The sequence below is a fragment of the Pseudomonas sp. MWU12-3088 genome (assembly GCF_023242405.1).
Classification (GTDB): domain Bacteria; phylum Pseudomonadota; class Gammaproteobacteria; order Pseudomonadales; family Pseudomonadaceae; genus Aquipseudomonas; species Aquipseudomonas kribbensis.
Map to the genome: position 1 here is coordinate 1 of NZ_JALJEA010000009.1, position 25,937 is coordinate 25,937.

A 25,937-nucleotide genomic window follows, 5' to 3' on the forward strand; every position below is an offset into this window, starting at 1 on the left:
ACTCAAAAAGCCCGCTTATATATAGACGCAACACCAGCGAATGCGCAGTATATTGCCCATCACTCATTTAGTGCCCTCTACTGCCTTTACTATCGGACGATGCCGCGCAATGAACGACCAACCCCGCAGTCTTGTATCCATCCTGTTTCCGGTTGGCCTGATATTGATCGCCATGGCATCGATCCAGTCAGGCGCGTCTCTGGCCAAAAGCATGTTCCCCATCGTGGGCGCCCAAGGCACAACGACGCTACGCCTGATGTTCGCCAGTGTGATCATGCTGCTATTGCTGAGACCCTGGAGGGCAAAGCTGACGGCCAGATCGCTACGAACCGTGATCGTGTACGGGATGGCGCTGGGCGGCATGAACTTCCTCTTCTATATGTCCTTGCGTACCGTGCCGCTCGGCATTGCGGTCGCGCTGGAGTTCACCGGGCCGCTGGCCGTCGCCATCTACGCCTCCCGTCGTGCAATCGACTTCCTCTGGATTGCCCTCGCCGCCGTCGGGTTGCTGCTATTGATACCAACAGGTGCAGCGACAGCGGGTCTCGACCTTACCGGTGTGGCCTATGCGCTGGGCGCTGGTGTTTGCTGGGCCCTCTACATTCTCTTCGGTCAGAAGGCTGGCGCTGACAACGGCGTGACGACCGCAGCACTGGGCGTGATGATCGCAGCCCTCTTCGTCGCGCCCATCGGGATCTTCCACGCCGGCGCCGCATTGCTGACGCCGTCATTGATCCCGATAGCCATTGGTGTCGCAATACTTTCCACCGCCCTGCCCTACACCCTGGAAATGGTCGCCCTCACCCGTATGCCCGCTCGTACTTTCGGTACGCTGATGAGCATTGAGCCGGCATTTGGTGCGCTATCGGGGCTGCTGTTCCTGCAGGAATATCTCTCCTTGTCACAATGGATGGCCATCCTGTGCATTATTCTGGCTTCCGTCGGTGCAACAATGACCATGGGCAGCCACGCCAAGCCCGTGATTGCGGCGGATTGAAAGCGGTTGTAACGAAGGTCTGGCATTTGCCGCTCATTTAGGCCATGTTTAGCCTCGCAACTCAGTGCCAGATATGGACTTTTTCGGATAGGGACATCGGAACGCGTCAAGCGAGAGCGAATGCAGGCAGACCCGAGCGCCAGACTCGAGGCCGCTATAAGGACGGTAATGAAACGAATTTTGATACTGATCGCCGTACTCGCCATTTCGGGATGCGCGGCGACCTCCAAGGCTCAGGTAAAGCACGGCAAAAAAGGGCTGCACATCAACTGTTCAGGGCTCTCCTCTTCCTGGGACAAGTGCTACACCAGTGCCGCCAACTCCTGCGCGCCAAAAGGTTACAAAGTCATCGCCAAATCCGGGGATGCGGTGGAGGAGCCGGGTGATTATCCCTTCGGCCTCAACCCCGCCGGCTATACCAGCCGAAGCATGATTGTCATCTGCAAATAAGCCATCGCCGTTATTGTGCTCGCTGAACGGCGAGCTGGCGGCCAATCTCTTCGAGACTGGATTCGAGCACCCGCTGCTGAATCTGCGGGGATGCCAACATCCGCGCCACCACCAATGCCCCGACACATTGCGACAGAATCGCCCAGGCCAGGCTGTCGCTCTCCAGAATCTGCGCCCAACTTTCCTGAAGCCGACAAATCCACAGCTCGGCCTGTTCTCGCACGACGACATCCGAGCGCGCAATCTCGGCGCCCAATGCCGGTAACGCGCAACCCAGCTCAGGTTGCTCGACATGAGCCATGTTCAGATACAGCTTCAGGCACCGCTCCAACCTTTCACGATCCTGCTCACCCCGCCCGCCCAGCCGCTCCAGGCTCTGGCACAACTCGCGCTCGACGATAGCCGCGAACAACGCATCCTTGGATGAGAAATGGCTGTAGAAAGCCGCGCCACTGAGGCCGATCGCCTTCATCAGTCCGTCGACGCCCATGGTTGAAAAACCGGTTTTTTTCGCAGACAGCGAACTGCTTTGCAGCAGTTTTTCCTTGGTTTCAAGTTTGTGACCGGCGGAGTACCGCATGTATTTGCCCTCGCAATGGACTGCCTTGACGCTGGGCAAATCCTAGCATAACGTTCGTTCACTTAACGATCGTTTACTAAAGGGATCCACCCATGAATAACAAGAAGGTCGTATTGGTTGTAGGTGCAGGTGACGCCACGGGCAGCGCCATTGCCAAGCGGTTCGCCAAGGAAGGTTTCATCGCTTGCGTCACACGACGCAGTGCCGACAAATTACAGCCATTGGTGGAAGCCATCCAGGCAGACGGCGGCGAAGCCCACGGTTTTGCTTGCGATGCGCGCAAGGAAGAAGACGTGATTGCGCTGATCGAAGATATCGAAAACCGCCTCGGTCCGATCGAAGCATTCGTTTTCAACATCGGCGCCAATGTGCCTTGCAGCATTCTCGAAGAAACGGCACGCAAGTATTTCAAGATCTGGGAAATGGCCTGTTTCTCCGGATTCCTCAATGCCCGCGAAGTCGCCAAGCGCATGGTCACCCGCCAGCGCGGCACCATTCTGTTCACCGGTGCTACCGCCGGGCTGCGTGGCGCTTCCGGTTTTGCCGCATTCGCCGGCGCCAAACATGGCATCCGCGCACTGGCGCAAAGCATGGCCCGGGAACTCGGTCCGATGAACATTCACGTCGCCCACATCGTGGTCGACGGCGCCATCGACACCGACTTCATCCGCAGCAATTTCCCCGACAAATACGCCACCAAGGATCAGGACGGTATTCTCAATCCCGAGCACATCGCCGAGAACTATTGGTACCTGCACAGCCAGCCAAGGGACGCCTGGACTTTCGAGCTGGACCTGCGTCCCTGGAACGAACGCTGGTAACCCCTCCCAATAACAACAATGAGTGCAGCAAGCATGAGCAAAACCGTGGAGTTCTACTTCGACCTCGGCAGCCCCGCCACCTATCTGGCGTACACCCAGCTGCCAGGAATCTGCGCCAAGACCGGCAGCCAGCTGACTTATATCCCGATGCTGCTGGGCGGCGTGTTCAAGGCCACCGGCAACGCCTCACCGGCGATGATCCCGGCCAAGGGCCGCTACATGTTTCAGGACCTGGACCGCTACGCCAAGCGCTACGGCGTCCCCCTGAAATTCAACCCGCACTTTCCGATCAATACCCTGATGCTGATGCGGGCGGTGACCGGCATTCAATTGCGCCATCCGGAGCGCTTCCACGCGTTCATCGACTGCCTGTTCAAAGCGTTGTGGGTTGAGGGTCGCAGCCTCGATGAACCGGCAACGGTTGCAGCGGTGCTGACCGAACATGGCTTCAATCCTGAGCAGGTACTGGCATTGACCAATGATGAAGCGGTCAAGACTGCCCTCAAGGACAACACCGAGGTAGCCGTGAAACGTGGCGTCTTCGGTGCACCGAGCATGTTCATCGATAATCAGTTGTTCTTCGGTCAGGACCGGCTCGACTTCGTCGAAGAAGCCCTGCGCTAGATCTCTACCACCAGACGTCCCCGGGCTGCTTTCGACGAAAGCAGCTCATGGGCCTCGCCGGCTGATTCAAGCGTGAACCGACGCGCATCGAGCAGCGGCTTCACCTTCCCAGCCTCAATTAACAACGCGGTCTGACGCAAAATCTCACCATGGTGCTCTCCACCCTTCCCGGTCAGCAGAGGCATCAAGGTAAACACGCCTGAGTAGGTCGCGCCGCGAAAGGACAGCGGCGCCAGACTATGCTGCCCCCAGCCCAGGCAACTCAGGACATGCCCGTGGTAGATGCGCGCAGCCTTGAAGGACGCATCCAGCGTTTCACCGCCGACCGTGTCATAAACGATATCGAACCCCTCCCCCGCCGTGTACTCGCGAACATAGTCCTCGACCGACATCTCTCGGTAATCAATGAACGTTGCGCCAAAACCTTCAATTATCCCGCGCTGCCCCGCAGACCCCGTCGCAAAAACCTCGGCACCGAATGCGTGGGCAATTTGCACCGCCACATGCCCGACGCCACCCGCACCGCCGTGAATCAATACCTTTTGCCCGGCACTCACTCGTGCCCGATCAACCAGGCCTTCCCAGGCAGTAATCAGTACCAGCGGCAAACCAGCGGCCTCGCGCATGCTCAGATTTACCGGTTTACGCGCCAGAAGCCGCGCATCAACCACCGCAAATTCCGCCAGCGAACCCTGCACGCCGCCAATGCCGGTCGCCAACGCATAAACCTCATCGCCCGGCGCCCAGCCCTGCACGCCCTCACCCACCGCTTCAATCACACCCGACAGATCCAGCCCCAACACCGCCGGCAACGGCTGTCGAGCATGGGCGGCCTGCCCGGCACGGATTTTCAGATCCAGCGGATTTACACCACTAGCCTTGATCCGTACCAATACCTGTCCAACACCCGCCACGGGACGTTCAAGGGAAACCAAGCGTAGCGGACTGTTAGCGGTGTCCACCATCAGCGCGCGCATGTGCAGTGAGTCAGTCATTTCGGTCATTCCTGTGGGAGAAAGTGAAGCCATGCTCTCCCAACCGACTCATGCCGATAAGACGCCGAATGACTATAGTGATCATGCCAATCCGGCATGAATGAGGCACTCCGTGGACAAGCTCAACGCAATGGCAATCTTCGTCCGGGTGGTCGAGCGCGGTAGTTTTTCCGCCGTGGCCCGGGAGCTGCAAACCACCCAACCCACCATCAGCAAGGTTCTGCGCGCCCTGGAAACCCAGCTGGGCGGCAAGCTGATTGCCCGCAGTACGCGCAAGCTGTCGCTGACCGATGAAGGTCAGCGGTACTACAACGAATGCCGGAATATTCTTGCAGCGGTGGATGCTGCCGAACACAGTTTCCAGTCCGGTCGGGAAACAGTCGCCGGGACGTTACGCATCGGCTCATCAGTCAGTTTCGGCCGCCTGCAGATCGCTCCAAGACTCCCCGATTTTCTCAAGCTATACCCACAGATTCAGATCGACCTGCACCTCAACGATCAGAATCTGGATCTGGTCAGCGAAGGCCTGGATGTCAGCCTGCGCATCGGCGAGTTGAATGACAGCAGCATGATCGCCCGTCGCATCGGCACCACTCACCGCGTCACCGTTGCAGCACCTGTCTATCTGCAACGCCATGAACATCCGCAATCGCCGCAGGATCTGGCGCAGCACAACTGCCTGCAATTCAACCTGCTCGAATCGCAAAACCTGTGGGCTTACGAAAAGGACGGCCAGCATCACGAGGTGCGCATCAAAGGCAATGCCCAGAGCAACAACTCCGAGGCGATCCGCGAGATGGTATTGGGAGGATTAGGGATTTCGCTGTCACCGGTCTGGCTGTTCAGCGAGGACTTGAAGGCCGGTCGAGTGATCGCCCTGTTGCAGGACTACCAGACCCGATCACTGCCGATACACGCCGTGTCCCCGGCGAACCGTCGTCAGTCCGCCAGGGTCAACGCGTTTGTCGAGTACATGACCCGGGCGCTGGCAGCAGCGCCCGAGCTTCAACCCATCAAATAGCGGCAGTGCGAGTATTCAACCACGCCAGTGCCTCACCGCTGAGCAACGGGCTCAAACGCTCGCGCACTTCGGCGTGATAGGCGTTGAACCACTGCTTCTCTTCCTGCGTGAGCAAGGACGGTTCCAGGCAACGGGTGTCGATCGGGCACAGGGTCAGGGTTTCGAACTTGAGGAACTCGCCGAACTCACTGCTTCCGGCAACTACGTTCATTGCCAGGTTCTCGATCCGCACACCCCAGCGACCCGGACGGTAAGTACCCGGTTCGATGGAGGTGATCATCCCCGGTTGCATGGCGGTTTGCGGCGCAGGCGCAGCCTGATAGGCGATCACCTGCGGACCTTCGTGCACATTGAGGAAATAACCTACGCCGTGACCGGTGCCATGGCCGTAATCCACGTTTTCGGCCCAGATCGGCGCACGGGCAATCGCATCCAGCAGCGGCGACAGAATGCCTTTCGGGAAATGCGCGCGGGACAATGCGATCACACCCTTCAACACGCGGGTGCAGTCACGTTTCTGTTCTGCGCTCGGCGTACCGACCGCCACCATGCGTGTGATGTCGGTGGTACCGCCCAGATATTGGCCACCGGAATCGATCAGCAGCAAGCCGTCACCCTCGATCACCGCGTGCTCTTCCGGGGTGGCGTGGTAGTGCGGCATCGCACCGTTGGCGTTGTACGCAGCGATGGTGTTGAAACTCAGCGACACATAATCCGGACGACGCTCACGGGCCGCCGTGAGTTTCTCGTCAATGGTCAGCTCGGTAATGCACTCGCGGCCCCAGGCCGATTCCAGCCAAGTGAAAAACTCGCACAGTGCTGCGCCGTCCTGCTCCATCGCCTGACGAATGTGCTCGGCATCCGCCGGGCTTTTTTGTGATTTGGCCAATGTGGTCGGATTCAGGCCTTCGACCAGTTTCACACCGCTGTCGAGGTTGCCCAGCAGGCCGCTGGTCACCCGCGCCGGATCCACCAGCAGGCTCGCGCCGTTCGGAATTGCACGCAGGGCATCAGCGACTTCGCTGTAGTCGCGCAGGGTCACGCCGTCTTTTTCCAATACGGCACGCAACTCTGCATCGACCTTGCTCAGTGCGACAAACAGCGTGGCTTGTTGCTGGCTGATCAGCGCGAAGGAAACAAATACCGGGTTGAACGACACATCGCCGCCACGCAGGTTGAACAGCCAGGCGATGTCGTCGAGGGTGGCGATGAAGTGCCAGTCGGCGCCGCGTTCCTGCAGGGCTTCACGCAACTGGGCGAGTTTCTCGCCACGGCTGACGGTCGCCTGCGGCGGCAAGTGTTGATAGATCGGCGCGTTCGGCAGACCCGGACGGTCGCTCCAGACTGCGTTCAACAGGTCGAGGTCGGTACGCAGGCTGGCGCCCCGCGCTTCGAGCTTGCTGCCCAGGGTCCGCGCCGACGCCACGGCCATGACCGCGCCATCGACGGCGACCACGCCACCTTCCGGTGTCTGCTCGGCGAGCCAGTCGAGCGGGCTCGGCTGACCCGGTTGCAGCTTCACCAGTTCGATGCCGCTGCCCTTGAGTTCCTTGGTCGCCTGTTCCCAGTAACGACTGTCGGCCCAGACCCCGGCGAAATCGGTGGTGACAATCAATGTCCCCACTGAGCCATGGAAACCCGACAACCACTGCCGCCCCTGCCAGTAACCCGGCAGGTATTCCGAAAGGTGCGGGTCGGCGGACGGCACCAACAGTGCGTGAATGCCTTCGCGACGCATCAGTTCGCGGGTGTGCGCCAGGCGCTGGGGAACCGTTCCTTCGGTCAAAGTCTGGGTACTCATCGTGTCTCCTGCCAATCACTTCATCGTTATTGTTCGGTGCCGTTCGAAGCCGGCTCGTTAAAGCCCTGTCGCCCAGAATGCCGGAGCACTGGCGCAGGCGGTCTTGATCAGATCTACAGCCTTGTCGACGTCCTCGGCGGTGGTGAAACGGCCGAGGCTCAGGCGAATGGTACGCCCCGCCAGATGCGCGTCGTGCCCCAATGCCAGCAGCACGTGGGACGGTGTGTTGCTCGCGGAATTGCAGGCCGAGGTCGCGGAAAACGCGATCGAATGGCTCAATGCAGCCGGGTTGAACTCGCCTTCGCTGAAGGTCAGGCTCAGGGTGTGCGGGATACGTTGGGTGCTGCTGCCGTTGAGCCGCACGCCGGGCAGGTTCAACAGTTGTTCGAGCAGTCGCTCGCGCAGCGCGACGATGGTTTTCTTCTCGTCATTGAAAGCCTCGGCGGCCAGGGCAAACGCCGAGCCCATCGCGGCGATCTGATGCGTCGCCAGCGTACCGGAACGCAAGCCGCCCTCGTGGCCGCCACCGTGAATCTGCGCCTGCAAACGCTGCTGCGCCCGAGGGCCGACGTATAGCGCGCCGATACCTTTGGGGCCGTAGAGTTTGTGCGCCGAGAACGACATCAGGTCCACCGGCCATTGCGCGAGATCGATCGCGACCTTGCCGGCGCCCTGGGCAGCATCGACATGGAACAGCGCCTCGCGACCGCGCACCACTTCGCCGATGGCCGGGATGTCGTTGACGGTGCCGAGTTCGTTGTTGACCAGCATCAGCGACACCAGAAAGGTGTCTTCGCGCATTGCTTCGCTGACCGCTTGCGCGGTGATCAGGCCTTCGGCGTCCGGCACCAGATAAGTCACCGCAACACCTGCGTCCTGCAATTGCCGGGCGGTGTCGAGGATGGCTTTGTGTTCGATCTGACTGGTGATGATGTGGCCACCGGACACGCCGCGGGCCTGGGCGACGCCCTTGAGGGCAAGGTTGTTGGATTCAGTGGCGCCGGAGGTCCAGACAATCTGTTGCGCCTGGGCGCCGACCAGTTCGGCGACTTGCCGGCGAGCATTCTCGACCGTTTGCCGGGCCTGCTGGCCGAAGGCGTGGGAACTGGAGGCCGGGTTGCCGAAGTTACCGTTGAAACCCAGACACTCGATCATCACCTGGATGACCCGCTCGTCCACCGGGGTGGTGGCGGCGTAATCGAAATACAGCGGACGTGTGTTCATAAAAAGACTCGCAGAGCGTGTTCCGGGATCAGGAAGCTCGTGTCTACAAACGGCACGACGCAGCCTTGTGAGCCGCGTCCGGGTTCGAGAGCGTCATCAATACCTGATCGGATGCCGTTAAAGAAGAACAACTTCATTTAAAAGTGCGTAGGAACGCTCCTGAACGCGACTTTAACAGGCATCGGGCCGGCGGTTGTAGCACTGCGTCAGCTAAAGCTTTCAAGGAGTAACGGATACAGCGAAATCACCAGCAGCGCCGCCATGCCCCAGTTGAACACCCGCAACCAGCGACGATCCTTGAGCACGTTGCGCAGCAAGGTCCCGCACGCCGCCCAGACGCCGACGCTCGGCAGGTTGATGATGGCGAACACCGCCGCAATCACGATCACGTTGGTGAAATAACCCTGCATCGGCGTGTAAGTACTGATGGCACCGATGGCCATGATCCACGCCTTGGGATTGACCCACTGGAAGGCCGCTGCGCCGAGGTAGCTGATCGGTTTCGCCTCGCCGGATTCGCTTTCGCCGACCGGGCCGGAATGGGCGATTTTCCAAGCCAGATACAGCAAGTACGCCGCACCGACGTAACGCAGAACTGTGTAAAGAAGTGGATAAGTCTGGAACACCGCGCCCAGACCAAAACCCACCGCCACCACCAGCACAAAGAAGCCGCAGGTAATGCCGAGCATATGGGGGATGGTGCGGTTAAAGCCGAAATTCACGCCCGATGCCAGCAACATGGTGTTATTCGGCCCCGGTGTGATCGAGGTGACAAGGGCAAACAGGGCAAAGCCCAGCAACAGGTCGAGCGAGAGGGTCATGGCAGGCAGTCCGTCAGGGTCATTCAGGTGTTGACCCTATCCCACGGCGCTGCGCAAACCCACGGACAGTTGGGTAAAACTTCGAGCAGTACAGTTGCGGATCAGCTAGGACGACCGTGCAGCTGTACGGCCCGCTCGGCGCTCATTTCACCCTTGTTATCAAACCCGAAAGGCTTCTGCGGCTGACCGAGCAATTCGGCTTTTTTCACCTGATATTCCTCGAAGGACAAGCCGCGGCGGTTCAGGCTTTCGAGGGCCAGTTCGCGAGTTTCTTCCGCCGTGTAGGGGCGAAGTTCCGGGGAAACGTGGCTCGCGCAACCGGCGAGAACGGAGACAGCGAGCATCAGCGAAACAGTCAGTAAACGATTCATGGGAGCATCCTGGCGAGCAGTGTGGGTCGATGGAGAAAGGCTACGCCCGGGCACGTTCCGGCAGAAATCAACGCTCTCAATAGTGGCTATCAGGTTTCCGACACGTCAGCTTCAAATATTCATAAAAGATCTATCAATATCAATTAACAGTCTTTTGCGGAATAACAGCCAGCCCTTATAAATCCTTCATCGCGTTCGGCACTGTTGCTCCAGCAACTGTTCCCCAGGCAACAGCGGTTCAACAAACCGGCCCGAAAGTCACACAAGCACAGCCGTCGACAACGCTCAAAGCCCCGGAATACGGGCCTTACAGGAATTGGTACAGCGCTTGCTCTGCTCCAGTGAATACTCACTGCTCGCCGAGCAACTGTTGAAAAAGGAACTGACCATGTCGCGTCCACTGAAAGTCGTCGCCCTGTCCGGCGGAACCTGGCGTCCATCGCGCACCCTGGTGCTGACCCAGGCCCTGCTGACCGAATTGTCCGGGCACTTGCCCGTCGAGAGTCACTTGATCGAACTCGGCGACATCGCCCGCCCGCTCGGCGCCGCACTGTCCCGTCAGGAACTGCCGGCCGAGATCGAAGCCGAGCTGCAAGCCATCGAACAGGCTGATCTGCTGATCGTCGCGGCGCCGGTGTATCGCGGTTCCTATCCAGGGTTGCTCAAGCACTTGTTCGACCTGATCGACCTGAATGCGCTGATCGACACCCCTGTGCTGCTCGCCGCCACCGGTGGCAGCGAACGCCATGCGCTGGTCCTCGATCACCAGTTGCGCCCGCTGTTCAGTTTCTTCCAGGCCGTGACCCTGCCGATCGGCGTGTACGCCACCGAGGCCGACTTCGCCGATTACCAGATCACCAGCGAGCCGCTAAAAGCGCGCATCCGTCTGGCCGCCGAACGCGCCGCGCCGCTGTTCGGTGCTCACATCAAACCGTTGCTGAAAATCGCTTAAGGAGCTGTTCATGGATGTTTTCTGGTTCCTGCCGACCCACGGCGACGGTCACTATCTGGGCACCACCCAAGGCGCGCGCCCGGTCACCCTCAATTACCTGAAACAGGTTGCGCAAGCCGCCGACAGCCTCGGTTACCACGGTGTGCTGATTCCTACCGGGCGTTCCTGCGAAGACTCGTGGGTGATCGCCTCGGCGCTGGTGCCGTTGACCGAACGCCTGCGTTATCTGGTGGCGATCCGTCCGGGGATCATCTCGCCGACGGTCTCTGCGCGCATGGCCGCCACCCTGGATCGACTGTCCAACGGCCGCTTGCTGATCAACGTCGTGACCGGCGGCGACCCGGACGAAAATCGTGGCGACGGCAGTTTCCTCAGCCACAGCGAGCGCTACGAAGTCACCGATGAATTCCTCAAAATCTGGCGCCGCGTGTTGCAAGGCGAGGCGGTGGATTTCGAAGGCAAACACCTGAAGGTACAAAACGCCAAGGCCCTGTATCCACCGGTGCAGAAACCCTACCCGCCGCTGTACTTCGGCGGTTCCTCCGACGCGGCCCACGATCTGGCCGCCGAGCAGGTCGACGTGTACCTGACCTGGGGCGAACCGCCGGCCGCCGTCGCCGAAAAACTCGCCGACGTGCGTGAACGCGCCGCCCGTCACGGACGCAAGGTGAAGTTCGGCATTCGCCTGCACGTGATCGTGCGCGAGACCGCCGAAGAAGCCTGGAAAGCCGCCGACAAACTGATCGAGCACATCAGCGACGAAACCATCGAGGCCGCGCAGAAATCCTTCTCGCGCTTCGATTCCGAAGGCCAGCGACGCATGGCCGCCCTGCACGACGGGCGCCGCGACAACCTGGAAATCGCCCCCAACCTGTGGGCCGGCGTCGGCCTGGTGCGCGGCGGGGCCGGCACTGCATTGGTCGGCGATCCGCAGCAAGTGGCGGCGCGGATCAAGGAGTACGCAGACCTGGGCATCGAGAGCTTCATCTTTTCCGGTTACCCGCATCTCGAAGAGGCCTACCGCTTTGCCGAGCTGGTCTTCCCGCTGTTGCCCGAGCCGTATGCAAGCTTGGCCGGGCGCGGCGTCACCAATCTCACCGGGCCGTTTGGCGAAATGATCGCCAACGATGTTCTGCCCGCCAAAGCCAACGCCTGAGGAAGACCGAGTGACTGCCAAACCGCAAAGCACCCTGCTCTCCCCGTTGCAGACCGCCCGACAACTGGCCGCCGAATTCGCCCTGACCGCCGTCGAGCGCGACGAACGCGGCGGCACGCCAAAAGCCGAACGCGATGCCCTGCGCGACAGCGGACTGCTGGCCCTGAGCATTCCCACCCGTTACGGCGGCCTCGGCGCGCGCTGGAGCGAAACCCTGGAAGTCGTGCGCGAGTTCGCCAAGGTCGACAGCTCGATCGCCCACGTCTTCGGCTTTCATCATTTGATGCTGGCCACCGTGCGGCTGTTTTCCCGCCCCGAACAATGGCAGCCGTGGTTTGAGCAGACCGCGCGGCAGAACTGGTTCTGGGGCAACGCGCTCAATCCGCTGGACACCCGCACCGTGGTCAAGGACCTGGGCGGCTGGCGCGAGTTTTCCGGCAAGAAAAGCTTCTGCTCCGGCGCCAGCGATTCGCAGATGCTGATCGCCTCGGCGGTGGACGAAAGCAACGGCGGCAAACTGCTGATCGCGGCGATCCCCAGCGGCCGCAGCGGCATCACCCTGCACAACGACTGGAACAACATCGGCCAGCGCCAGACCGACAGCGGCAGCGCCACGTTCGAACGGGTGCGGGTCGAGGAATCGGAACTGCTGCTGGATCCGGGCCCTTTAAGCACACCACTCGCCTGCCTGCGCCCGTTGATCGCGCAACTGACGTTCACCCACTTGTTTCTCGGCATCGCCGAAGGGGCCTTTGAAGAGGCGCGGCAATACACCCTCAGCGAAACCCGGGTCTGGCACAAATCTTCGGTGCGCGAGGTGCGCGAAGACCCTTATGTGCTGGCCCATTACGGCGAATTCTGGGTCGCCCTCGAAGGCATCCGTCTGCTGGTGGAACGCGCCGCTGCATTGCTCGACGAGGCCTGGGCCAAAGGCCCGAGCCTCAGCGCCGAAGAGCGCGGTCACCTGGCCACGGCAATTGCCACGGCCAAGGTCGCCGCCAGTCGCCAGGGCCTGGAGATTTGCAGCCGACTGTTCGAAGTCACCGGTGCCCGCTCGACTCATGCTTCGCTGCGCCTCGACCGCCACTGGCGCAACCTGCGCACGCAAACCCTGCACGACCCGCTGGATTACAAACTCCATGAGCTGGGCGACTGGGCGCTGAACCAGGCCCTGCCGGTGCCGACGTTCTATTCCTGATTTCCTTTCGTGGAGCGAGCCCCATGCAACTGCTGACCCTGCCGCCCTCACCCGCTCTGGCCACTTCGATCCGCGCCACTGCCCAGGTGTTCGAAGACCCGAAATCCCAGGCCCTGCTCGCGCATCTGCAACAAGTCGCGCCGAGCGAAGCCAGCGTGCTGATCATCGGCGAAACCGGCACCGGCAAGGAGCTGGTGGCGCGGCACATCCATAACCTGAGCAACCGGCGCAATCGGCCGTTCATTGCGGTGAACTGCGGGGCGTTTTCCGAATCGCTGGTGGAAGCCGAATTGTTCGGCCATGAAAAAGGCGCCTTCACCGGCGCCCTCAGTGCCAAGGCCGGGTGGTTCGAAGAGGCGGATGGCGGCACCTTGTTCCTCGATGAGATCGGCGATTTGCCGATGGCGATCCAGGTCAAATTGCTGCGGGTGTTGCAGGAGCGCGAAGTGGTGCGATTGGGCTCACGCAAGAGCATTCCCATCGATGTGCGGGTGCTCGCTGCGACCAACGTGCAACTGGAGAAAGCCATCAACGCCGGGCATTTCCGTGAGGATCTATATTACCGCCTGAACGTGGTCAATCTGGAACTGAGCCCGTTGCGCGAGCGGCCCGGCGATATCCTGCCGCTGACCCGGCATTTCATCGAAGCCTACAGTCAGCGTCTGGGTTACGGGCGCATCACCATCAGCCCCGGCGCCGAGCACAAACTGCGCGGCTACAGCTGGCCGGGCAACATCCGCGAACTGGAAAACGTCATCCACCACACGCTGCTGATTTGCCGCAACGGCGTGATCGAACGCGACGACCTGCGCCTGTCGAACCTGCGCATCGACCGTCCCGACGATCAGCACGGCAGCGTCGACGATTCACCGGAAGCGCTGCTCGAACGCGCCTTCCAGAAACTCTTCGAACAACAGGCCGGCGCGCTGCATGAAAAGGTCGAGGACGCGTTGCTGCGTTCGGCCTATCGCTTCTGCCACTACAATCAGGTGCACACTGCCGCGTTGCTCGGCCTGAGCCGCAATGTGACCCGCACGCGGCTGATCAAGATCGGCGAACTGGCGGTGAACAAGCGGCGGCCCACGGAAAACCTGCAGGGCGAGCGCCTGATCCAGCTGTCGATTTAACCCACCAACTGACAGTGCAAGCCATCGTCGTGACTGCGGGCGATGCTGCTCAGCACCTGGAATGAACCGAAGGTCACGGTTCGCGCCTGATGGGTGCGGATCAACTGCCAGAAATCCTGCTCGCCGGTTTCAAAACTCTGGAACGCCGCCTCCCCCGCCTCGCGGGATCGCCATTGCAGGAAACCCAACACCCGCCGGCCATCGTCGCTGGCCTGGACGCTGGCGCTGACGAAACCGGCGTAACGCTGGGCCAGATGCTCGGTCTGCACAATCAGCGCCGAGACCAGCGCCGGTTGCTGGCCGGGCTCGATTTCGAATTCAATCAATTGGGTAAAGCTGCGGTTTTTCGCTGTGACTTGCATAACGCCCCCACTCGGTCAGGCGAATCTTGCGATTCGAAGGCCTGCAGGGTAAAACCTCGAGTTAACTAGAGGTCAAGGGGCAATTTTCAAATGGTCACAGCGGAAAAATTGCACAGGCAACTCACCGTCGGCGAAGTCGCGGCCCGCAGTGGTGTCGCCGTTACCGCCCTGCATTTCTATGAATCCAAAGGCTTGATCAAAAGCCAGCGCAATGCCGGCAATCAGCGCCGTTATCCACGGGAAGTGCTGCGGCGGGTGGCGCTGATCAAGGTGGCGCAACGGCTGGGCATTCCCCTGGCGGAAATCGGCGAGGCGCTGAAACAGTTGCCGGACAACCGCGCGCCAACGGCGGCGGACTGGAAAGTGTTGTCGGAACAGTGGCGGCGGGAGCTGGATGAACGAATCAATCAATTGATGCTGCTGCGGGATCGGCTGACCGGTTGCATCGGTTGCGGATGCCTGTCGATGGAAGCCTGCCCGCTGCGCAATCAGGGCGATGTGCTGGGCGAGCAAGGGCCGGGAGCGCACTTTCTCGATGTCCCGGATTGACGGTCCCCACGGCATGGGAACCGTCGAATCGATCAATCAGAAGCCCGGTGCAATCTGACCTTTGTAGCGGGTCAGGATGAACTGGCGCACCTCATCGGAGTTCAACGCCTTGGCCAGTTTCTGCAGGCCCGGATCGTTGATGTTGTCGGGACGCGCGACCAGAAACTCGATGTACAGGCTCTTGCCCTTCTCGACGATCAGCGCACTGTTGGTGTCGATCCCGGCTTCCAGCGCGTAGTTGGCAAACACGAAGGCCAGGTCCACCTGGCTGACGGAACGGGCCAGCAACGCGCCTTCCAGTTCACGGATTTTCAGGTGCTTGGGGTTTTCGACGATGTCGCGCTGGGTGGCCAGAGTGTTGCTCGGATCCTTGAGTTTGATCAGCCCCGCCTCGTGCAACAGCACCAAGGCGCGACCAGTGTTCACCGGGTCGTTGGGGATCGACACACTGGCGCCGTCCTTCAGCTCCGAAATGTTCTTGATCTTGGTCGAGTAGGCGCCGAACGGTTCGATGTGCACGCCGACCACCGGCACCAGATCGGTGTGGCGGGTCTTGTTGAAATCATCAAGAAACGGCCGGTACTGGTAGTAGTTGGCGTCGAGGTTTTTCAGCGCCAGTTGCTGGTTGGGCTGGATGAAGTCGGTGAAGACCTTGATGTCCAGATCCACGCCTTCCTTGGCCAGGGTCGGTTTGACGAACTCGAGGATTTCCGCGTGCGGCACCGGGGTGGCACCGACGATCAGTTTTTCGTTGGCGTGAGCGCCGAACGACAGCACGGCAGCCAGAACGGCCAGGGTCTTTTTCATGGTTTGCTCCAAGGCAGATTTGAGTGGCCGTCGTGGGGTGGACGTGGGGCCTTTATGGGATGAACTGTTTTTTCAGCGGCGGCTGTAGTGCGCCACCAGACGGTCGCCGGACATTTGCAGGGCCTGCACCAGAATCAGCAGCAACACCACGGTGACCACCATCACGTCGGTCTGAAAGCGCTGATAGCCGAAGCGGATCGCCAGATCGCCGAGCCCGCCGCCACCGATCACGCCGGCCATTGCCGTGTAATCCACCAGCACGATGGCGGTCACCGTCACCGCCGCCAGCAGCCCGCCGCGGGCTTCCGGCAACAAGGTGTGGCGAATGATCTGCCAGGTGTTGGCGCCCATGGCCTGAGTCGCCTCGACCACGCCGCGATCCACTTCGCGCAACGCGGTTTCCACCAGCCGCGCAAAGAACGGTGTGCAACCGACCACCAGCGGCGGAATGGTCCCGGGCACGCCCAGCGACGTGCCCACCAGCAACGTGGTCAGCGGAATCAGCACGATCAGCAAAATGATGAACGGCAGCGAACGCAGCATGTTCACGATCACCGACAGCACCCGGTACACGCCGACCGTTTCATGCAACTGGCGCTTGCCGGTGAGAAACAGCAGCAGCCCCAGCGGCAAGCCGAGCAACACCGTGAACAGCAGCGCCGCGCCGAGCATGCTCAGGGTGTCGAGACAGGCCTGGGCGATGTCGGCCCAGTAAATATGTTTGAACCACTCAGCCATGATCAGGACCAGTCGTGACGCGGTGGTTTGACGCCGTTGAGCAGCCAGTTGCCGACCACGTGGTATTTCCAGCGCACCGGGTCATGCAGGGTGTGGACCCGGGCGTTGCGCCAGTGGCGGTCGAAGTTGTGCTTCTTCAGGGTCGAACGGGTGCCGCCCAGTTCGAACAGCTTGTTGCTGGCCTCGATGGCGATTTCGGTGGTCAGCACTTTGGCCTTGGCCACAGCGAGGGAGGCCAGCGCGACGTTGTCTTCATCCGGTGCCGGACGCGCAGCGTCGAGCGCCCGACCGGCGCGTTCCAGCAACGCCTCGGCGGCTTCCAGACGGATTTCCAGTGCGCCGATCTGGATGATCGTCAGCGGATCTTCGCTGGCCTTGTCCACCCCGGCGTCGATCCATGGCCGGGCAAACTGACGGACGAACTCAACCGTGTCCCGCAGCGCCGCCCGGGCAATGCCGGCGTCGATGGCGGCAGTGGTCAACTGGGCGAACGGCCCGGCCAGGGTCGGGCTCTCGTAGGAGCGATACGTCGGGAACAGATTGAACGGCACCACGTGAAGATCTTCCGCCAGCACGGTGCCGCTGGACGTGGTGCGCTGGCCGATGCTGTCCCAGTCGTCGACGATCACCAGCCCTTTTGTGCCGCGCTCGACGAAGGCCAACTGGCCCTTCTGTTCCTCATCCAGCGCCAGCACCGCCAGCCAGTGGGCGTAGAGCGAACCGGTGCAGTAGCCCTTGCGGCCGTTGATCACGAAGCCGTCGCCATAACGACGGATCGTGGTCTGGATGTCCTGCACATTCTTGCCGCCGGTTTCCGACAGCGCATTGGCGAAGCGATGACCTTGCAGTGCCAGTTCAAAAAAATGCGCCTGCTGTGCGGGCGTGCCTTGCAGGCGAATATCCTCGAGCAGGCAGTAGTGGTTTTGCGGGATCTGCCCGAGGGACGGATCGGCGGCGGAAATGATCGCGATCACCTGCGCCAGCACCGCACAGGACACCTGCGCGCCGCCGTATTCCTTCGGCACGGTGATGCCCCACAGACCACTGTTGGAATACAGGTCGACGATTTCGGCAGGCACTTCACGGTGGCGGTCGCGCTCGGCGGCGTGCTCCTGCAAAACGGCGGCGACCTGTGCGGCCACGCGCAAGGCTTCGGCGTCGTCGGCGATCCGATGGGCGGCCGGCGGGTTGATCGGATAAACGGCAGATTCAGACATGGATGACTCTCGGTATCGGTGTTGTACCGGGTCATTGCAGCTTCTGTGCCTGACTGGCAGCCCTTGTCTGACGCGGCTTTCAACGGCTATCAACAGATCCTGGCGATAAAAACCCGCGCATTCTGTTGCTTCACTGTCGATGGCTGAACACTGCTCGTCGGCTACTCGTTCATGGCTGCGCGACGGATCTATAGTTGAGCGACCGGCAACCCCGGCGAAGGCAAACCTTCAGTCACTCATAAAAAAAGGGAGTACCGCCATGAGCGTCCAACCCATCCCGGAGGGGTACCACAGCGTGACCCCGTATCTCGGCATCCATAAGGCCGCCGAGGCCATCGATTTCTATAAAAAAGCATTCGGTGCCACCGAAGTCATGCGCCTGAGCATGCCTGACGGTCGCGTCGGCCACTGCGAACTGCGCATCGGCGACAGCGCGATCATGCTGGGTACACCCTGCGACCAGGGACCATTGAGCAACCCGGACAGCGCCGTGTCCGTCGGTCTGCATCTGTACGTGACCGATGTCGACAAATCGTTCCAGCGCGCACTGGATGCCGGGGCGAAGGCAGTGTCCGAGGTCAAGGATCAGTTCTACGGCGATCGCAGCGGTACGTTGAAGGATCCTTACGGGCATCTGTGGTTCCTGGCCACGCGCAAGGAAGACCTGACCCAGGAGCAGATCGAACAGCGGGCGAAGGCAATGTTTCAGCAGGCTCAGTAACGACGATTCTCCATTCCCGCGCCGCGCGCGGGGATGGGTGAACACGATTCATGAACCGTCGAACCACGCTTCACGCCTTGTCATGAACGCCCGGCGATTTCAGGATGCAGGCCAACCGCCTGAATAAAGGATCACCCCCGATGTTTGCCGGATTCGTCAAAGACCAGCGCCACGTCAATGGCGTGGACATCACTTATCGCCTCGGCGGCAGCGGCCCGGGCCTGCTGCTGTTGCACGGGCACCCGCAGACCCACGTCATCTGGCACAAGGTCGCCGAGCAACTGGCCGAGCATTTCACCGTGGTTGCTGCCGACCTGCGCGGTTACGGCGACAGCAGCCGACCACCGGCCGATGAGCGGCACGCCCACTATTCCAAACGGGAAATGGCTCGCGACGGCGTGGAACTGATGAAGGCGCTGGGCTTTACGCAATTTTCGATCCTCGCCCACGACCGTGGCGCCCGGGTCGCCCATCGCCTGGCTCTCGATCACCCTGCTGCCGTGCAGCGCATGGTGCTGCTGGACATCGCGCCGACCCTGGCAATGTACAGCCAGACCAACGAAGCCTTCGCCCGGGCCTACTGGCACTGGTTTTTCCTGATCCGCCCCGCGCCGCTGCCGGAAACCCTGATCGAGGCCGATCCCGAAGGCTATTTGCGCAGCGTCATGGGCAGCCGCAGCGCCGGGCTCAAGCCGTTCACTGACGAAGCGTTCGCTGAGTACCTGCGATGCCTGAGCCTGCCCGGCAGCGCTCGCGGCATCTGCGAGGACTACCGGGCCAGTGCCGCTATCGATCTGGAACACGACCGCGCCGACCTCGATGCCGGCCATCACCTGAGCTTGCCGCTGCTGGTGCTGTGGGGCGCCGAAGGCACGGTCGGTCGTTGCTTCGATCCACTCAGGGAATGGCAGCAGGTGGCCATCGACGTGCGTGGCAAGTCCTTGCCCGCCGGGCATTACCTCGCTGAAGAAGTGCCCGAGCTGTTGCTCGCCGAGGCACTGCCGTTCCTGCGCTGAACCATCCCGCCCATCCGCTCACCACGATTCCACTAGGCGTCGTGGTGAGATTGCAGTCGCGAAACATTTACTTTCATATCCTTCATCGGGATTTGCTTCAGTCATCCGTCTTATAGAGATGCGGGCCAGTCGCGTAGGCAAAAGCCACGACTGGCCCTTCAGGGACTCCCGTGCTGCGAAGCCCGTAGCGCCGAGCCCCCTCACTGAATCAAGACCCGTCATCATGTCGAAGAAATCCCGCTCGAAACTGTGGTTCCTCATACACAGCTGGTTGGCGTTGCCGATCTGGTTTTTTGTTCTGATTGTCTGCGTCACCGGCACCCTGGCAGTCGTCAGCCAGGAAATCGTCTGGCTGGCCAACCCGCAGATGCGCGCCAGCGCACCGTCGGACGACGCACCGCGCCTGAGTTACGACCAGATCCTCGCCGAAATCAAAAAAGCCGAACCGCAGACGCTGGTGCAAAGCATCAGCCGGCCTGACGAGTCGCACTTTGCCCTCGACGTCGAGGTCAGCTACCCCGACGGCCGCTCGCTGACGGTCTACGTCAATCCGTACACCGGGGTCATCCAGGGCACCGCGCCGACCTTTGACTTCAAGGCCTTCACCCGCGCCTTGCACGGCTGGTGGCTGGTGCCGTTCACCAACGGTTTCAGCTGGGGCTGGTATCTGGTGTCGTTCCTCGGGCTGCCGATGCTGGCGTCGCTGGTGACCGGGCTGGTGGTGTACAAGCGCTTCTGGAAGGGCTTTTTCCGTCCGACCCTGCGCTTCAACCACGGCGCGCGAATCTTCTGGGGCGACTTCCATCGCTTGAGCGGTATCTGGTCGATCTGGTTCATCGCGGTGATTTCCATCACCGGGGTCTGGTTTCTGATCCGCGCCCTGCTGTTCGACTTTCAGATTTCGATTTCCAGCGAGCCGATCATTCCGGCCATGTCCCGTGAAAGTGTGCCGATCTCCGCCGACGGCACGCCCCCGCCAAAGATCAGCCTGGATTCGGCCATCGAGATCGCCCAGACAAAAATCCCGGGGCTGGAAGCCAGTTTCGTCAGCCTGCCCGGCAACGCCTACAGCCACATGAGTGTGGGTGGTCGCGGCTGGTATCCGCTGATGTTCCAGACTGCCACGCTCAATCCTTACAACGGTGAGATTGCCGCCTCACGCCTGCTGTCCGACCGGTCGGCCGTAGAATTCGTCACCGAATCCATGCGTCCGTTGCACACCGGCGATTTCGGCGGGATATGGATCAAACTGATCTGGTTCTTCTTTGGTTTGCTGCTGAGCATGATGGTCCTCAGCGGGCTGCTGATCTGGACCAAACGCACCGCACTGGCCACGCTCAACGCCCTCAAGCGTGAAGACAAGAGAAACCGCAAGGCGATACCACGCTCGACTTCCCGACAGGAACCTTCGGAGGTGAGCCCGTGAGCCAGAGCAAAGCAATATCACCCTCGCGCCTGAGCCGGTTCTGGCACAAGTGGCGATTCCACCTCAATGTCCTGCTGTTGCTGATCCCGCTCGGGTTCATGCCCAAGTACTTTGCCGATGCTTCGCTGTTTCGTGGCGACAGTGGACTGGGCGAACGGGAGATCGGCGAGATCCAGGTCGGTCCCTGGAGCCTGCGTCTGGCGGAGCTGCGCAATCAGGCGCCGATCCTGACCGGCCCTGCCGGTTACATGAAGGACTTCAGCGCCGCCCTTTGCGACGACTGCATCGATCACGTCAAGGCGACCTACCTGCGCATCGGCAAACCCCGCAGCCTGCGGGCTGCCGGCGTGATTTTCTTCGGCACGCCGTACCGCATGGGCACCCGGTTGCCGGTGCCGGAAAAGACCGCCGCCGACGCCGAGCTGTGGATCACCATGGAAGGCTGGGACGGCAGCATGCACCAAGCCTCGATTCCGCTGAGCCAGGCCTCACCCGCCACCCTTGCCTGGCTGAACAAACAAGGAGCCAAACCATGAGCCGCCCTTTCCACCCGATCATGAACGCTGCCTTGCTGGCACTGTGCGCCGGCTTCAGCGCCAGCACCCTGGCCCACAACCCGATGTGCGAGTGCAAGGCCATCGATGCCGAGCAGATCAAATGCACCGGCGGTTTCTCCGACGGCAGCGGCGCACCGGGGGTGACCCTCGATGTGATCGGTTACGACGAGACCATCCTGGTGCCGGGCAAGCTGGGTGCCGATTCGACCCTGACCTTCAAGAAACCCGGCGCCGAGTTCTACGTGCTGTTCGACGCCGGCCCCGGCCATGTGGTCGAAATCGACCAAGCGGATATCGAAGCCCCATGACCACGCCGACCACTCAAATCGTGCGCCCCGCCGGCGCCGGCCATGAAACCCTCAATGTGTTGCTGATGTGCCTGTTGATCCTCGCGGTCGCCGGCTCCGTAGTGGCGTGGCGAGGTGTTTCCCATGAACCGGAGCCGGTTTCCGGCCATCAGCTCGACGCCCGTCGCGACCTCGGCGCCAGCGAGCAAGGCATCTACGCGGACCTGCGGGTGACCCTCGACGAAATCCACCTGTTGCGTGAAGAACAGCAAGCGCTGCCAACCCCGCAGAACCTGGCAGACGACGGTTTTGCGCCGTTCGCCCAGGACGCCAGTTCCGTGAGCCGTGGCGGCCATGCCTGGCAATTGCTGGCCAACGCCGCGTACTTCGGCCGCAGCCAGGCACCGGCCGTGGCCGGCTCGTTTCTGATGCGCCTGAACGACGCCGCGCCGGACATCTGGCTCAACCGCGCCGCTGACCTGCAGGCACCGACAGACCTGTCCGACGCGGCACTGACCGCCGCCGGGTGGAAACAGATCGTCGCGCAATTCGATGCCGGGGTGACCCGCGAACATCGTCATTGAACCCTCGCCTTCATTCGAGAGAAGACCGCTTGCCCATGCCTAATTCATCTCAACGCCGCCCCTTCCTGCGCCTGCTGCTGATCGGCCTGTGCGCCTGCCTGCTGAGCCCGCTGGCCAGTGCCGATCCGGCCAAACGCCTGCGCATCGGCATCACCCTGCACCCTTATTACAGCTATGTGGCGAACATCGTCGGCGACAAGGCCGATGTCGTGCCGCTGATTCCCGCCGGTTTCAATCCGCACGCCTACGAGCCCCGGGCCGAAGACATCAAACGCATCAGCGGGCTGGACGTGATCGTGCTCAACGGCGTCGGCCATGACGACTTCGCCGACCGCATGATCGCCGCCAGCGAAACGCCGGACATCAAGACCATCGAAGCCAACGAAAACGTGCCGCTGCTGGCCGCGACCGGGGTCGCGGCACGCGGTGCCGGCAAAGTGGTGAACCCGCACACCTTCCTGTCGATCAGTGCTTCGATTGCCCAGGTCAACAACATCGCCCGGGAGCTGGGCAAGCTCGACCCGGACAACGCCAGGACCTACACCCAGAACGCCCGCGCCTACGGCAAGCGCCTGCGGCAGATGCGCGCCGACGCCCTGGCGAAACTGACCCAGGCGCCGAACGCCGAACTGCGGGTCGCCACCGTTCACGCGGCTTACGACTACCTGCTGCGCGAGTTTGGCCTGGAGGTGACAGCGGTGGTCGAGCCGGCCCACGGCATCGAGCCGAGCCCGAGCCAGTTGAAGAAAACCATCGATCAACTGCGGGAACTGGACGTGAAGGTGATCTTTTCGGAGATGGATTTCCCGTCCACCTACGTCGAGACCATCCAGCGCGAATCCGGTGTGAAGCTGTACCCGCTGTCGCACATTTCCTACGGCGAATACACCGCCGACAAGTACGAAAAGGAAATGACCGGCAACCTCGACACCGTGGTTCGGGCGATTCAGGAGTCAGGCGCATGACGGCACAGGAAAACCTCTCAATCGTCAGTAATGGCCCGACCCTGGAATTTGCCGAGGTCAGCCTGACGCTGGGTCGCACCACGATTCTGGACAAGGTCAGCTTCCAGGTGCAGCCCGGTCACGTGCATGCGCTGGTCGGCCCCAACGGCGGCGGCAAGAGTTCGTTGATCAAGACCCTGCTCGGGCAGATGCCCCATCAGGGCCGGCTCAGCCTGCAATGGCCAGGGGAACCCGGCACCATCGGCTATGTGCCGCAGGCGTTGGAATTCGATCGGGGTCTGCCGATGACCGTCGACGATTTCATGGCCGCCATGTGCCAGCGCCGGCCGGCTTTTCTCGGCCTGAGCAAGCGCTACGCCGGCGCCATCGGTGATGCGCTGGAGCGGGTCGGCATGCAGGACAAGCGCAAGCGCCGGATGGGTGCGCTGTCCGGCGGTGAGCGTCAGCGGGTGCTGCTCGCCCAAGGCCTGATCCCTGCTCCCAAATTGCTGGTGCTGGATGAACCGATGTCGGCCCTCGACGAAGCCGGGATCCAGGTGTTCGAACGCCTGCTCGGCGACTGGCGCGCGGCGGGCATCACCGTGCTGTGGATCGAGCACGACCTGGAAGCCGTCGGGCGTCTGGCCAATCGCGTCACCGGCCTCAACCGCCGGGTGCTGTTCGACGCCACGCCGCAGCAGGCGCTGACCCCGGAACGCCTGCTGACCCTGTTCTCGACCCATCCACGGAGCGCTGCCTGATGAGTTACGAAGCCTTTCGTTTGATGGTGCAGGGCTGGGCGTCGTCCGGATACTTGCCGGAAGCCCTGGCCTACGGTTTTGTGGTCAACGCACTGCTTGCCGGTTTGCTGATCGGCCCCGTGCTGGGTGGCCTCGGCACGCTGGTGGTGGTCAAGCGTTTCGCGTTCTTCTCCGAGGCGGTCGGGCACGCGGCACTGACCGGCGTGGCCATCGGCATTCTGCTCGGCGAGCCCTACACCGGGCCGTACGGCAGCCTGTTCGGTTACTGCCTGCTGTTCGGCATCCTGCTCAATTACCTGCGCAACCGTACTGGCCTTGCACCCGACACTTTGATCGGCGTGTTCCTGTCGGTCTCCCTCGCCTTGGGCGCCAGCCTGCTGCTGATCCTCGCGGGCAAGATCAACGTGCACATCCTGGAGAACGTGCTGTTCGGCTCGGTGCTGACGGTCAACGGCAATGATCTGGCGGTGCTGGCCATCGTCGGTTCGCTGGTGATGGCGCTGGCGTTGCCGCTGTACAACCGCATCATGCTTGCGAGTTTCAACCCGCAACTGGCAGCGGTGCGCGGCGTCGCGGTGAAGACCCTGGATTATCTGTTCGTGATTCTGGTGACCCTGATCACCGTTGCGGCGGTGAAAGTCATCGGCGCAATTCTGGTCGGCGCGCTGCTGGTGATTCCGGCGGCTGCCGCGCGATTGCTCAGCCAGTCACTTAAGGGTTTTTTCTGGTGTTCGGTGCTGATCGCCACGGTCAGTACGCTGTGCGGGATTCTTGCGCCCATCGTGTTCGACCTGCCGATTCCGTCCGGCGCCGCGATCATCCTCGTCGCCGGTATCGGCTTCGCCCTCGCCGCCATTGCCCGGGGCGTCGTCCCCAGTCTGAAAGGGAACCTTGGATAAATGTCTTTTTCATTGCGACAACTTGTCTTGGCCATCGCCCTCAGCGGCGCAGTCTCCAGCCCATTGCTGGCCGCCGAAAAACCCGTGCGCGTTCTGGCCTCGCTGCCGATCACCTATGGTTTGGGCGAAGTGCTGCTCAAGGGCACCGACATCAGCCTCGAACGCGCGGCGCCGGCAAACCTGCCGGGCAGCCGTCAGTCCGCCTACTTCACCGGGCGCGGCGCGCCGGCACTGGACAAACTGGCCAGCGGCGCCGATGCGGTGATCGGCGTGCGCTCGCTGTGGGCTGATGACCCGCTGTACCCGATGGCCCGACGCAGCAACATCCGCATCGTCGAAGTCGATGCCGCCCGCCCGGTGGACGGCGCTCTGCCCGGCATCGCCGTACAACCGGGGCTGAAAGTCGACGGCCTGAACAGCCAGCCGTGGCTGGCCAGCAACAACATGGGGCGCATGGCCGACGTGATGGCGGCGGACCTGGTGCGTCTGGCGCCGAAGGACAAACCGAAGATCGAAGCCAACCTGGCCGCACTGAAACAGCGCCTGCTGAAACTCAGTGCCGACAGCGAGGCACGTCTGGCCAGTGCCGACAATCTGAGCGTGATGAGCCTGAGCGATCACTTCGGCTATCTGATCGGCAGCCTGAATCTGGAATTGGTCGGGCAGGATCCGCGACCGGACGCCGAATGGACGCCGGAAGACCTGAAAAAATTGACAGCAACGCTCAAAGACAACGACGTGGCGGTGGTATTGCACCATCGACAGCCGTCGGATGCGGTGAAAGCGGCGATTGCCGAGTCGGGCAGTCAGCTGCTGGTGCTGAGCACCGATGCGGCGGATCCGGTGGCGGAGCTGGAAAGCAATGTGGATGCGCTGCTCAAAGGCTTGAGCGGCGCGTAACACCGAACCTCCGGACATGAAAAAACCCGCT

30 protein-coding genes are annotated in these 25,937 nt (G+C 61.7%); 20 read left to right on the forward strand and 10 right to left on the reverse strand.

Going from position 1 to position 25,937, the window contains the following annotated elements; genetic code table 11:
- The first annotated feature begins 109 nt into the window (after nt 1-109).
- Complete coding sequence (rhtA, locus tag M5B98_RS20235) at nt 110-997, forward strand: threonine/homoserine exporter RhtA (RefSeq protein WP_248743756.1); 888 nt, start codon at nt 110-112, stop codon at nt 995-997.
- 168 nt (nt 998-1,165) lie between these two features.
- Nucleotides 1,166-1,447 carry a hypothetical protein gene (locus M5B98_RS20240; protein ID WP_096821152.1) on the forward strand — a complete coding sequence of 94 codons (282 nt, stop codon included), beginning with the start codon at nt 1,166-1,168 and terminating at the stop codon, nt 1,445-1,447.
- Nucleotides 1,448-1,457: 10 nt separating this feature from the next.
- Here M5B98_RS20240 and M5B98_RS20245 read toward each other — a convergent pair whose 3' ends face one another.
- Nucleotides 1,458-2,027 (reverse strand): TetR/AcrR family transcriptional regulator, encoded by a 570-nt coding sequence (locus M5B98_RS20245; protein WP_248743757.1) that lies wholly within the window; start codon nt 2,025-2,027, stop codon nt 1,458-1,460.
- Between the two features lie 92 nt (nt 2,028-2,119).
- Between M5B98_RS20245 and M5B98_RS20250 the strand changes: the two genes are divergently transcribed.
- Together M5B98_RS20250 and M5B98_RS20255 are read left to right on the forward strand one after the other, a co-directional pair.
- Nucleotides 2,120-2,848 carry an SDR family oxidoreductase gene (locus tag M5B98_RS20250; protein WP_248743758.1) on the forward strand — a complete coding sequence of 243 codons (729 nt, stop codon included), beginning with the start codon at nt 2,120-2,122 and terminating at the stop codon, nt 2,846-2,848.
- Between the two features lie 33 nt (nt 2,849-2,881).
- Nucleotides 2,882-3,472, forward strand: coding sequence for a 2-hydroxychromene-2-carboxylate isomerase (locus tag M5B98_RS20255; RefSeq protein ID WP_248743759.1), 591 nt, complete (start codon nt 2,882-2,884; stop codon nt 3,470-3,472).
- Here the strand turns inward: M5B98_RS20255 and M5B98_RS20260 are convergent.
- Nucleotides 3,469-4,467, reverse strand: a complete 999-nt coding sequence (locus tag M5B98_RS20260) for a zinc-dependent alcohol dehydrogenase family protein (protein ID WP_248743760.1) — start codon at nt 4,465-4,467, stop codon at nt 3,469-3,471. The two genes, M5B98_RS20255 and M5B98_RS20260, sit on opposite strands and share 4 nt — an antisense overlap.
- A 112-nt stretch (nt 4,468-4,579) precedes the next feature.
- On the opposite strand from M5B98_RS20260, the gene M5B98_RS20265 reads away from it, so the two are divergent.
- Nucleotides 4,580-5,488, forward strand: coding sequence for a LysR family transcriptional regulator (locus M5B98_RS20265; protein WP_248743761.1), 909 nt, complete (start codon nt 4,580-4,582; stop codon nt 5,486-5,488).
- On the opposite strand, the gene M5B98_RS20270 is transcribed toward M5B98_RS20265, so the two are convergent.
- From M5B98_RS20270 to M5B98_RS20285, 4 genes are all read right to left on the reverse strand, one after another.
- Complete coding sequence (locus tag M5B98_RS20270; protein ID WP_248743762.1) at nt 5,481-7,289, reverse strand: aminopeptidase P family protein; 1,809 nt, start codon at nt 7,287-7,289, stop codon at nt 5,481-5,483. The genes M5B98_RS20265 and M5B98_RS20270 overlap by 8 nt on opposite strands.
- A gap of 57 nt (nt 7,290-7,346) precedes the next feature.
- Nucleotides 7,347-8,513, reverse strand: a complete 1,167-nt coding sequence (locus M5B98_RS20275; RefSeq protein WP_248743763.1) for an aminotransferase class V-fold PLP-dependent enzyme — start codon at nt 8,511-8,513, stop codon at nt 7,347-7,349.
- Nucleotides 8,514-8,719: 206 nt separating this feature from the next.
- Nucleotides 8,720-9,334, reverse strand: a complete 615-nt coding sequence (locus tag M5B98_RS20280; RefSeq protein ID WP_085710685.1) for a LysE family translocator — start codon at nt 9,332-9,334, stop codon at nt 8,720-8,722.
- A 101-nt stretch (nt 9,335-9,435) separates the two neighbouring features.
- Nucleotides 9,436-9,705 carry a hypothetical protein gene (locus M5B98_RS20285; protein ID WP_248743764.1) on the reverse strand — a complete coding sequence of 90 codons (270 nt, stop codon included), beginning with the start codon at nt 9,703-9,705 and terminating at the stop codon, nt 9,436-9,438.
- Between the two features lie 388 nt (nt 9,706-10,093).
- Here M5B98_RS20285 and msuE point away from each other — a divergent pair, with 388 nt between their 5' ends.
- From msuE to M5B98_RS20305, 4 genes are read left to right on the forward strand one after another with little or no spacing between them, the layout of a single operon-like run.
- Nucleotides 10,094-10,657 (forward strand): FMN reductase, encoded by a 564-nt coding sequence (msuE, locus tag M5B98_RS20290; protein WP_248743765.1) that lies wholly within the window; start codon nt 10,094-10,096, stop codon nt 10,655-10,657.
- Between the two features lie 10 nt (nt 10,658-10,667).
- Entirely contained in the window at nt 10,668-11,813 is a 1,146-nt protein-coding gene (gene ssuD, locus M5B98_RS20295) for an FMNH2-dependent alkanesulfonate monooxygenase (RefSeq protein ID WP_007955828.1), read from the forward strand.
- A gap of 10 nt (nt 11,814-11,823) precedes the next feature.
- Nucleotides 11,824-13,011, forward strand: coding sequence for an acyl-CoA dehydrogenase family protein (locus M5B98_RS20300; protein WP_248743766.1), 1,188 nt, complete (start codon nt 11,824-11,826; stop codon nt 13,009-13,011).
- Between the two features lie 23 nt (nt 13,012-13,034).
- Complete coding sequence (locus M5B98_RS20305; protein ID WP_085710689.1) at nt 13,035-14,138, forward strand: sigma-54 interaction domain-containing protein; 1,104 nt, start codon at nt 13,035-13,037, stop codon at nt 14,136-14,138.
- Here M5B98_RS20305 and M5B98_RS20310 read toward each other — a convergent pair.
- Complete coding sequence (locus M5B98_RS20310; protein WP_248743767.1) at nt 14,135-14,500, reverse strand: antibiotic biosynthesis monooxygenase; 366 nt, start codon at nt 14,498-14,500, stop codon at nt 14,135-14,137. The two genes, M5B98_RS20305 and M5B98_RS20310, sit on opposite strands and share 4 nt — an antisense overlap.
- A 90-nt stretch (nt 14,501-14,590) precedes the next feature.
- Between M5B98_RS20310 and soxR the strand changes: the two genes are divergently transcribed.
- Nucleotides 14,591-15,049 carry a redox-sensitive transcriptional activator SoxR gene (gene soxR / locus M5B98_RS20315; protein ID WP_248743768.1) on the forward strand — a complete coding sequence of 153 codons (459 nt, stop codon included), beginning with the start codon at nt 14,591-14,593 and terminating at the stop codon, nt 15,047-15,049.
- A 36-nt stretch (nt 15,050-15,085) separates the two neighbouring features.
- On the opposite strand, the gene M5B98_RS20320 is transcribed toward soxR, so the two are convergent.
- The 3 genes from M5B98_RS20320 to M5B98_RS20330 form a co-directional block, all read right to left on the reverse strand.
- Nucleotides 15,086-15,856, reverse strand: coding sequence for a MetQ/NlpA family ABC transporter substrate-binding protein (locus M5B98_RS20320; protein WP_039770347.1), 771 nt, complete (start codon nt 15,854-15,856; stop codon nt 15,086-15,088).
- Between the two features lie 72 nt (nt 15,857-15,928).
- A complete protein-coding gene (locus tag M5B98_RS20325; protein WP_248743769.1) occupies nt 15,929-16,594 on the reverse strand; it encodes a methionine ABC transporter permease in 666 nt (221 codons plus the stop codon).
- A gap of 2 nt (nt 16,595-16,596) precedes the next feature.
- Nucleotides 16,597-17,811, reverse strand: coding sequence for an SfnB family sulfur acquisition oxidoreductase (locus tag M5B98_RS20330; protein WP_248743770.1), 1,215 nt, complete (start codon nt 17,809-17,811; stop codon nt 16,597-16,599).
- 259 nt (nt 17,812-18,070) lie between these two features.
- On the opposite strand from M5B98_RS20330, the gene M5B98_RS20335 reads away from it, so the two are divergent.
- From M5B98_RS20335 to M5B98_RS20380, 10 genes are all read left to right on the forward strand, one after another.
- The gene (locus M5B98_RS20335; RefSeq protein ID WP_248743771.1) at nt 18,071-18,532 is read left to right on the forward strand and encodes a VOC family protein; all 462 of its coding nucleotides are present in this window, start codon (nt 18,071-18,073) and stop codon (nt 18,530-18,532) included.
- A 140-nt stretch (nt 18,533-18,672) separates the two neighbouring features.
- Nucleotides 18,673-19,548 carry an alpha/beta fold hydrolase gene (locus M5B98_RS20340; protein WP_248743772.1) on the forward strand — a complete coding sequence of 292 codons (876 nt, stop codon included), beginning with the start codon at nt 18,673-18,675 and terminating at the stop codon, nt 19,546-19,548.
- A gap of 223 nt (nt 19,549-19,771) precedes the next feature.
- Entirely contained in the window at nt 19,772-20,974 is a 1,203-nt protein-coding gene (locus tag M5B98_RS20345) for a PepSY-associated TM helix domain-containing protein (protein WP_248743773.1), read from the forward strand.
- Nucleotides 20,971-21,510, forward strand: coding sequence for a thiamine pyrophosphate-binding protein (locus tag M5B98_RS20350; RefSeq protein WP_248743774.1), 540 nt, complete (start codon nt 20,971-20,973; stop codon nt 21,508-21,510). Before M5B98_RS20345 ends, M5B98_RS20350 begins: the two co-directional genes overlap by 4 nt.
- 20 nt (nt 21,511-21,530) lie before the next feature.
- Entirely contained in the window at nt 21,531-21,839 is a 309-nt protein-coding gene (locus M5B98_RS20355) for a hypothetical protein (RefSeq protein WP_248743909.1), read from the forward strand.
- Nucleotides 21,836-22,402 carry a DUF6162 family protein gene (locus M5B98_RS20360; RefSeq protein WP_248743775.1) on the forward strand — a complete coding sequence of 189 codons (567 nt, stop codon included), beginning with the start codon at nt 21,836-21,838 and terminating at the stop codon, nt 22,400-22,402. The genes M5B98_RS20355 and M5B98_RS20360 overlap by 4 nt, the downstream gene beginning before the upstream one ends.
- Before the next feature lie 35 nt (nt 22,403-22,437).
- Nucleotides 22,438-23,367, forward strand: a complete 930-nt coding sequence (locus M5B98_RS20365; RefSeq protein ID WP_248743776.1) for a metal ABC transporter substrate-binding protein — start codon at nt 22,438-22,440, stop codon at nt 23,365-23,367.
- Entirely contained in the window at nt 23,364-24,107 is a 744-nt protein-coding gene (locus tag M5B98_RS20370) for a metal ABC transporter ATP-binding protein (protein ID WP_248743777.1), read from the forward strand. Before M5B98_RS20365 ends, M5B98_RS20370 begins: the two co-directional genes overlap by 4 nt.
- Nucleotides 24,107-25,006 (forward strand): metal ABC transporter permease, encoded by a 900-nt coding sequence (locus M5B98_RS20375; protein WP_114884478.1) that lies wholly within the window; start codon nt 24,107-24,109, stop codon nt 25,004-25,006. The genes M5B98_RS20370 and M5B98_RS20375 overlap by 1 nt, the downstream gene beginning before the upstream one ends.
- A complete protein-coding gene (locus tag M5B98_RS20380; protein ID WP_248743778.1) occupies nt 25,007-25,906 on the forward strand; it encodes a metal ABC transporter substrate-binding protein in 900 nt (299 codons plus the stop codon). It abuts the gene before it with no gap.
- Nucleotides 25,907-25,937 lie beyond the last annotated feature (31 nt).

Bases quoted from the DNA above. Each gene is read 5' to 3' on its own strand.
- M5B98_RS20245 (WP_248743757.1), bottom strand. From the start codon at position 2,027: ATGCGGTACTCCGCCGGTCACAAACTTGAAACCAAGGAAAAACTGCTG.
- M5B98_RS20250 (WP_248743758.1), top strand. From the start codon at position 2,120: ATGAATAACAAGAAGGTCGTATTGGTTGTAGGTGCAGGTGACGCCACG.
- M5B98_RS20280 (WP_085710685.1), bottom strand. From the start codon at position 9,334: ATGACCCTCTCGCTCGACCTGTTGCTGGGCTTTGCCCTGTTTGCCCTT.
- rhtA (WP_248743756.1), top strand. From the start codon at position 110: ATGAACGACCAACCCCGCAGTCTTGTATCCATCCTGTTTCCGGTTGGC.
- M5B98_RS20380 (WP_248743778.1), top strand. From the start codon at position 25,007: ATGTCTTTTTCATTGCGACAACTTGTCTTGGCCATCGCCCTCAGCGGC.
- M5B98_RS20365 (WP_248743776.1), top strand. From the start codon at position 22,438: ATGCCTAATTCATCTCAACGCCGCCCCTTCCTGCGCCTGCTGCTGATC.
- M5B98_RS20355 (WP_248743909.1), top strand. From the start codon at position 21,531: ATGAACGCTGCCTTGCTGGCACTGTGCGCCGGCTTCAGCGCCAGCACC.
- M5B98_RS20270 (WP_248743762.1), bottom strand. From the start codon at position 7,289: ATGAGTACCCAGACTTTGACCGAAGGAACGGTTCCCCAGCGCCTGGCG.
- M5B98_RS20320 (WP_039770347.1), bottom strand. From the start codon at position 15,856: ATGAAAAAGACCCTGGCCGTTCTGGCTGCCGTGCTGTCGTTCGGCGCT.
- M5B98_RS20345 (WP_248743773.1), top strand. From the start codon at position 19,772: ATGTCGAAGAAATCCCGCTCGAAACTGTGGTTCCTCATACACAGCTGG.
- M5B98_RS20310 (WP_248743767.1), bottom strand. From the start codon at position 14,500: ATGCAAGTCACAGCGAAAAACCGCAGCTTTACCCAATTGATTGAATTC.
- M5B98_RS20340 (WP_248743772.1), top strand. From the start codon at position 18,673: ATGTTTGCCGGATTCGTCAAAGACCAGCGCCACGTCAATGGCGTGGAC.
- M5B98_RS20275 (WP_248743763.1), bottom strand. From the start codon at position 8,513: ATGAACACACGTCCGCTGTATTTCGATTACGCCGCCACCACCCCGGTG.
- M5B98_RS20285 (WP_248743764.1), bottom strand. From the start codon at position 9,705: ATGAATCGTTTACTGACTGTTTCGCTGATGCTCGCTGTCTCCGTTCTC.
- soxR (WP_248743768.1), top strand. From the start codon at position 14,591: ATGGTCACAGCGGAAAAATTGCACAGGCAACTCACCGTCGGCGAAGTC.
- M5B98_RS20335 (WP_248743771.1), top strand. From the start codon at position 18,071: ATGAGCGTCCAACCCATCCCGGAGGGGTACCACAGCGTGACCCCGTAT.
- M5B98_RS20305 (WP_085710689.1), top strand. From the start codon at position 13,035: ATGCAACTGCTGACCCTGCCGCCCTCACCCGCTCTGGCCACTTCGATC.
- M5B98_RS20255 (WP_248743759.1), top strand. From the start codon at position 2,882: ATGAGCAAAACCGTGGAGTTCTACTTCGACCTCGGCAGCCCCGCCACC.
- ssuD (WP_007955828.1), top strand. From the start codon at position 10,668: ATGGATGTTTTCTGGTTCCTGCCGACCCACGGCGACGGTCACTATCTG.
- M5B98_RS20370 (WP_248743777.1), top strand. From the start codon at position 23,364: ATGACGGCACAGGAAAACCTCTCAATCGTCAGTAATGGCCCGACCCTG.
- M5B98_RS20330 (WP_248743770.1), bottom strand. From the start codon at position 17,811: ATGTCTGAATCTGCCGTTTATCCGATCAACCCGCCGGCCGCCCATCGG.
- M5B98_RS20260 (WP_248743760.1), bottom strand. From the start codon at position 4,467: ATGACTGACTCACTGCACATGCGCGCGCTGATGGTGGACACCGCTAAC.
- M5B98_RS20375 (WP_114884478.1), top strand. From the start codon at position 24,107: ATGAGTTACGAAGCCTTTCGTTTGATGGTGCAGGGCTGGGCGTCGTCC.
- M5B98_RS20325 (WP_248743769.1), bottom strand. From the start codon at position 16,594: ATGGCTGAGTGGTTCAAACATATTTACTGGGCCGACATCGCCCAGGCC.
- M5B98_RS20360 (WP_248743775.1), top strand. From the start codon at position 21,836: ATGACCACGCCGACCACTCAAATCGTGCGCCCCGCCGGCGCCGGCCAT.
- msuE (WP_248743765.1), top strand. From the start codon at position 10,094: ATGTCGCGTCCACTGAAAGTCGTCGCCCTGTCCGGCGGAACCTGGCGT.
- M5B98_RS20240 (WP_096821152.1), top strand. From the start codon at position 1,166: ATGAAACGAATTTTGATACTGATCGCCGTACTCGCCATTTCGGGATGC.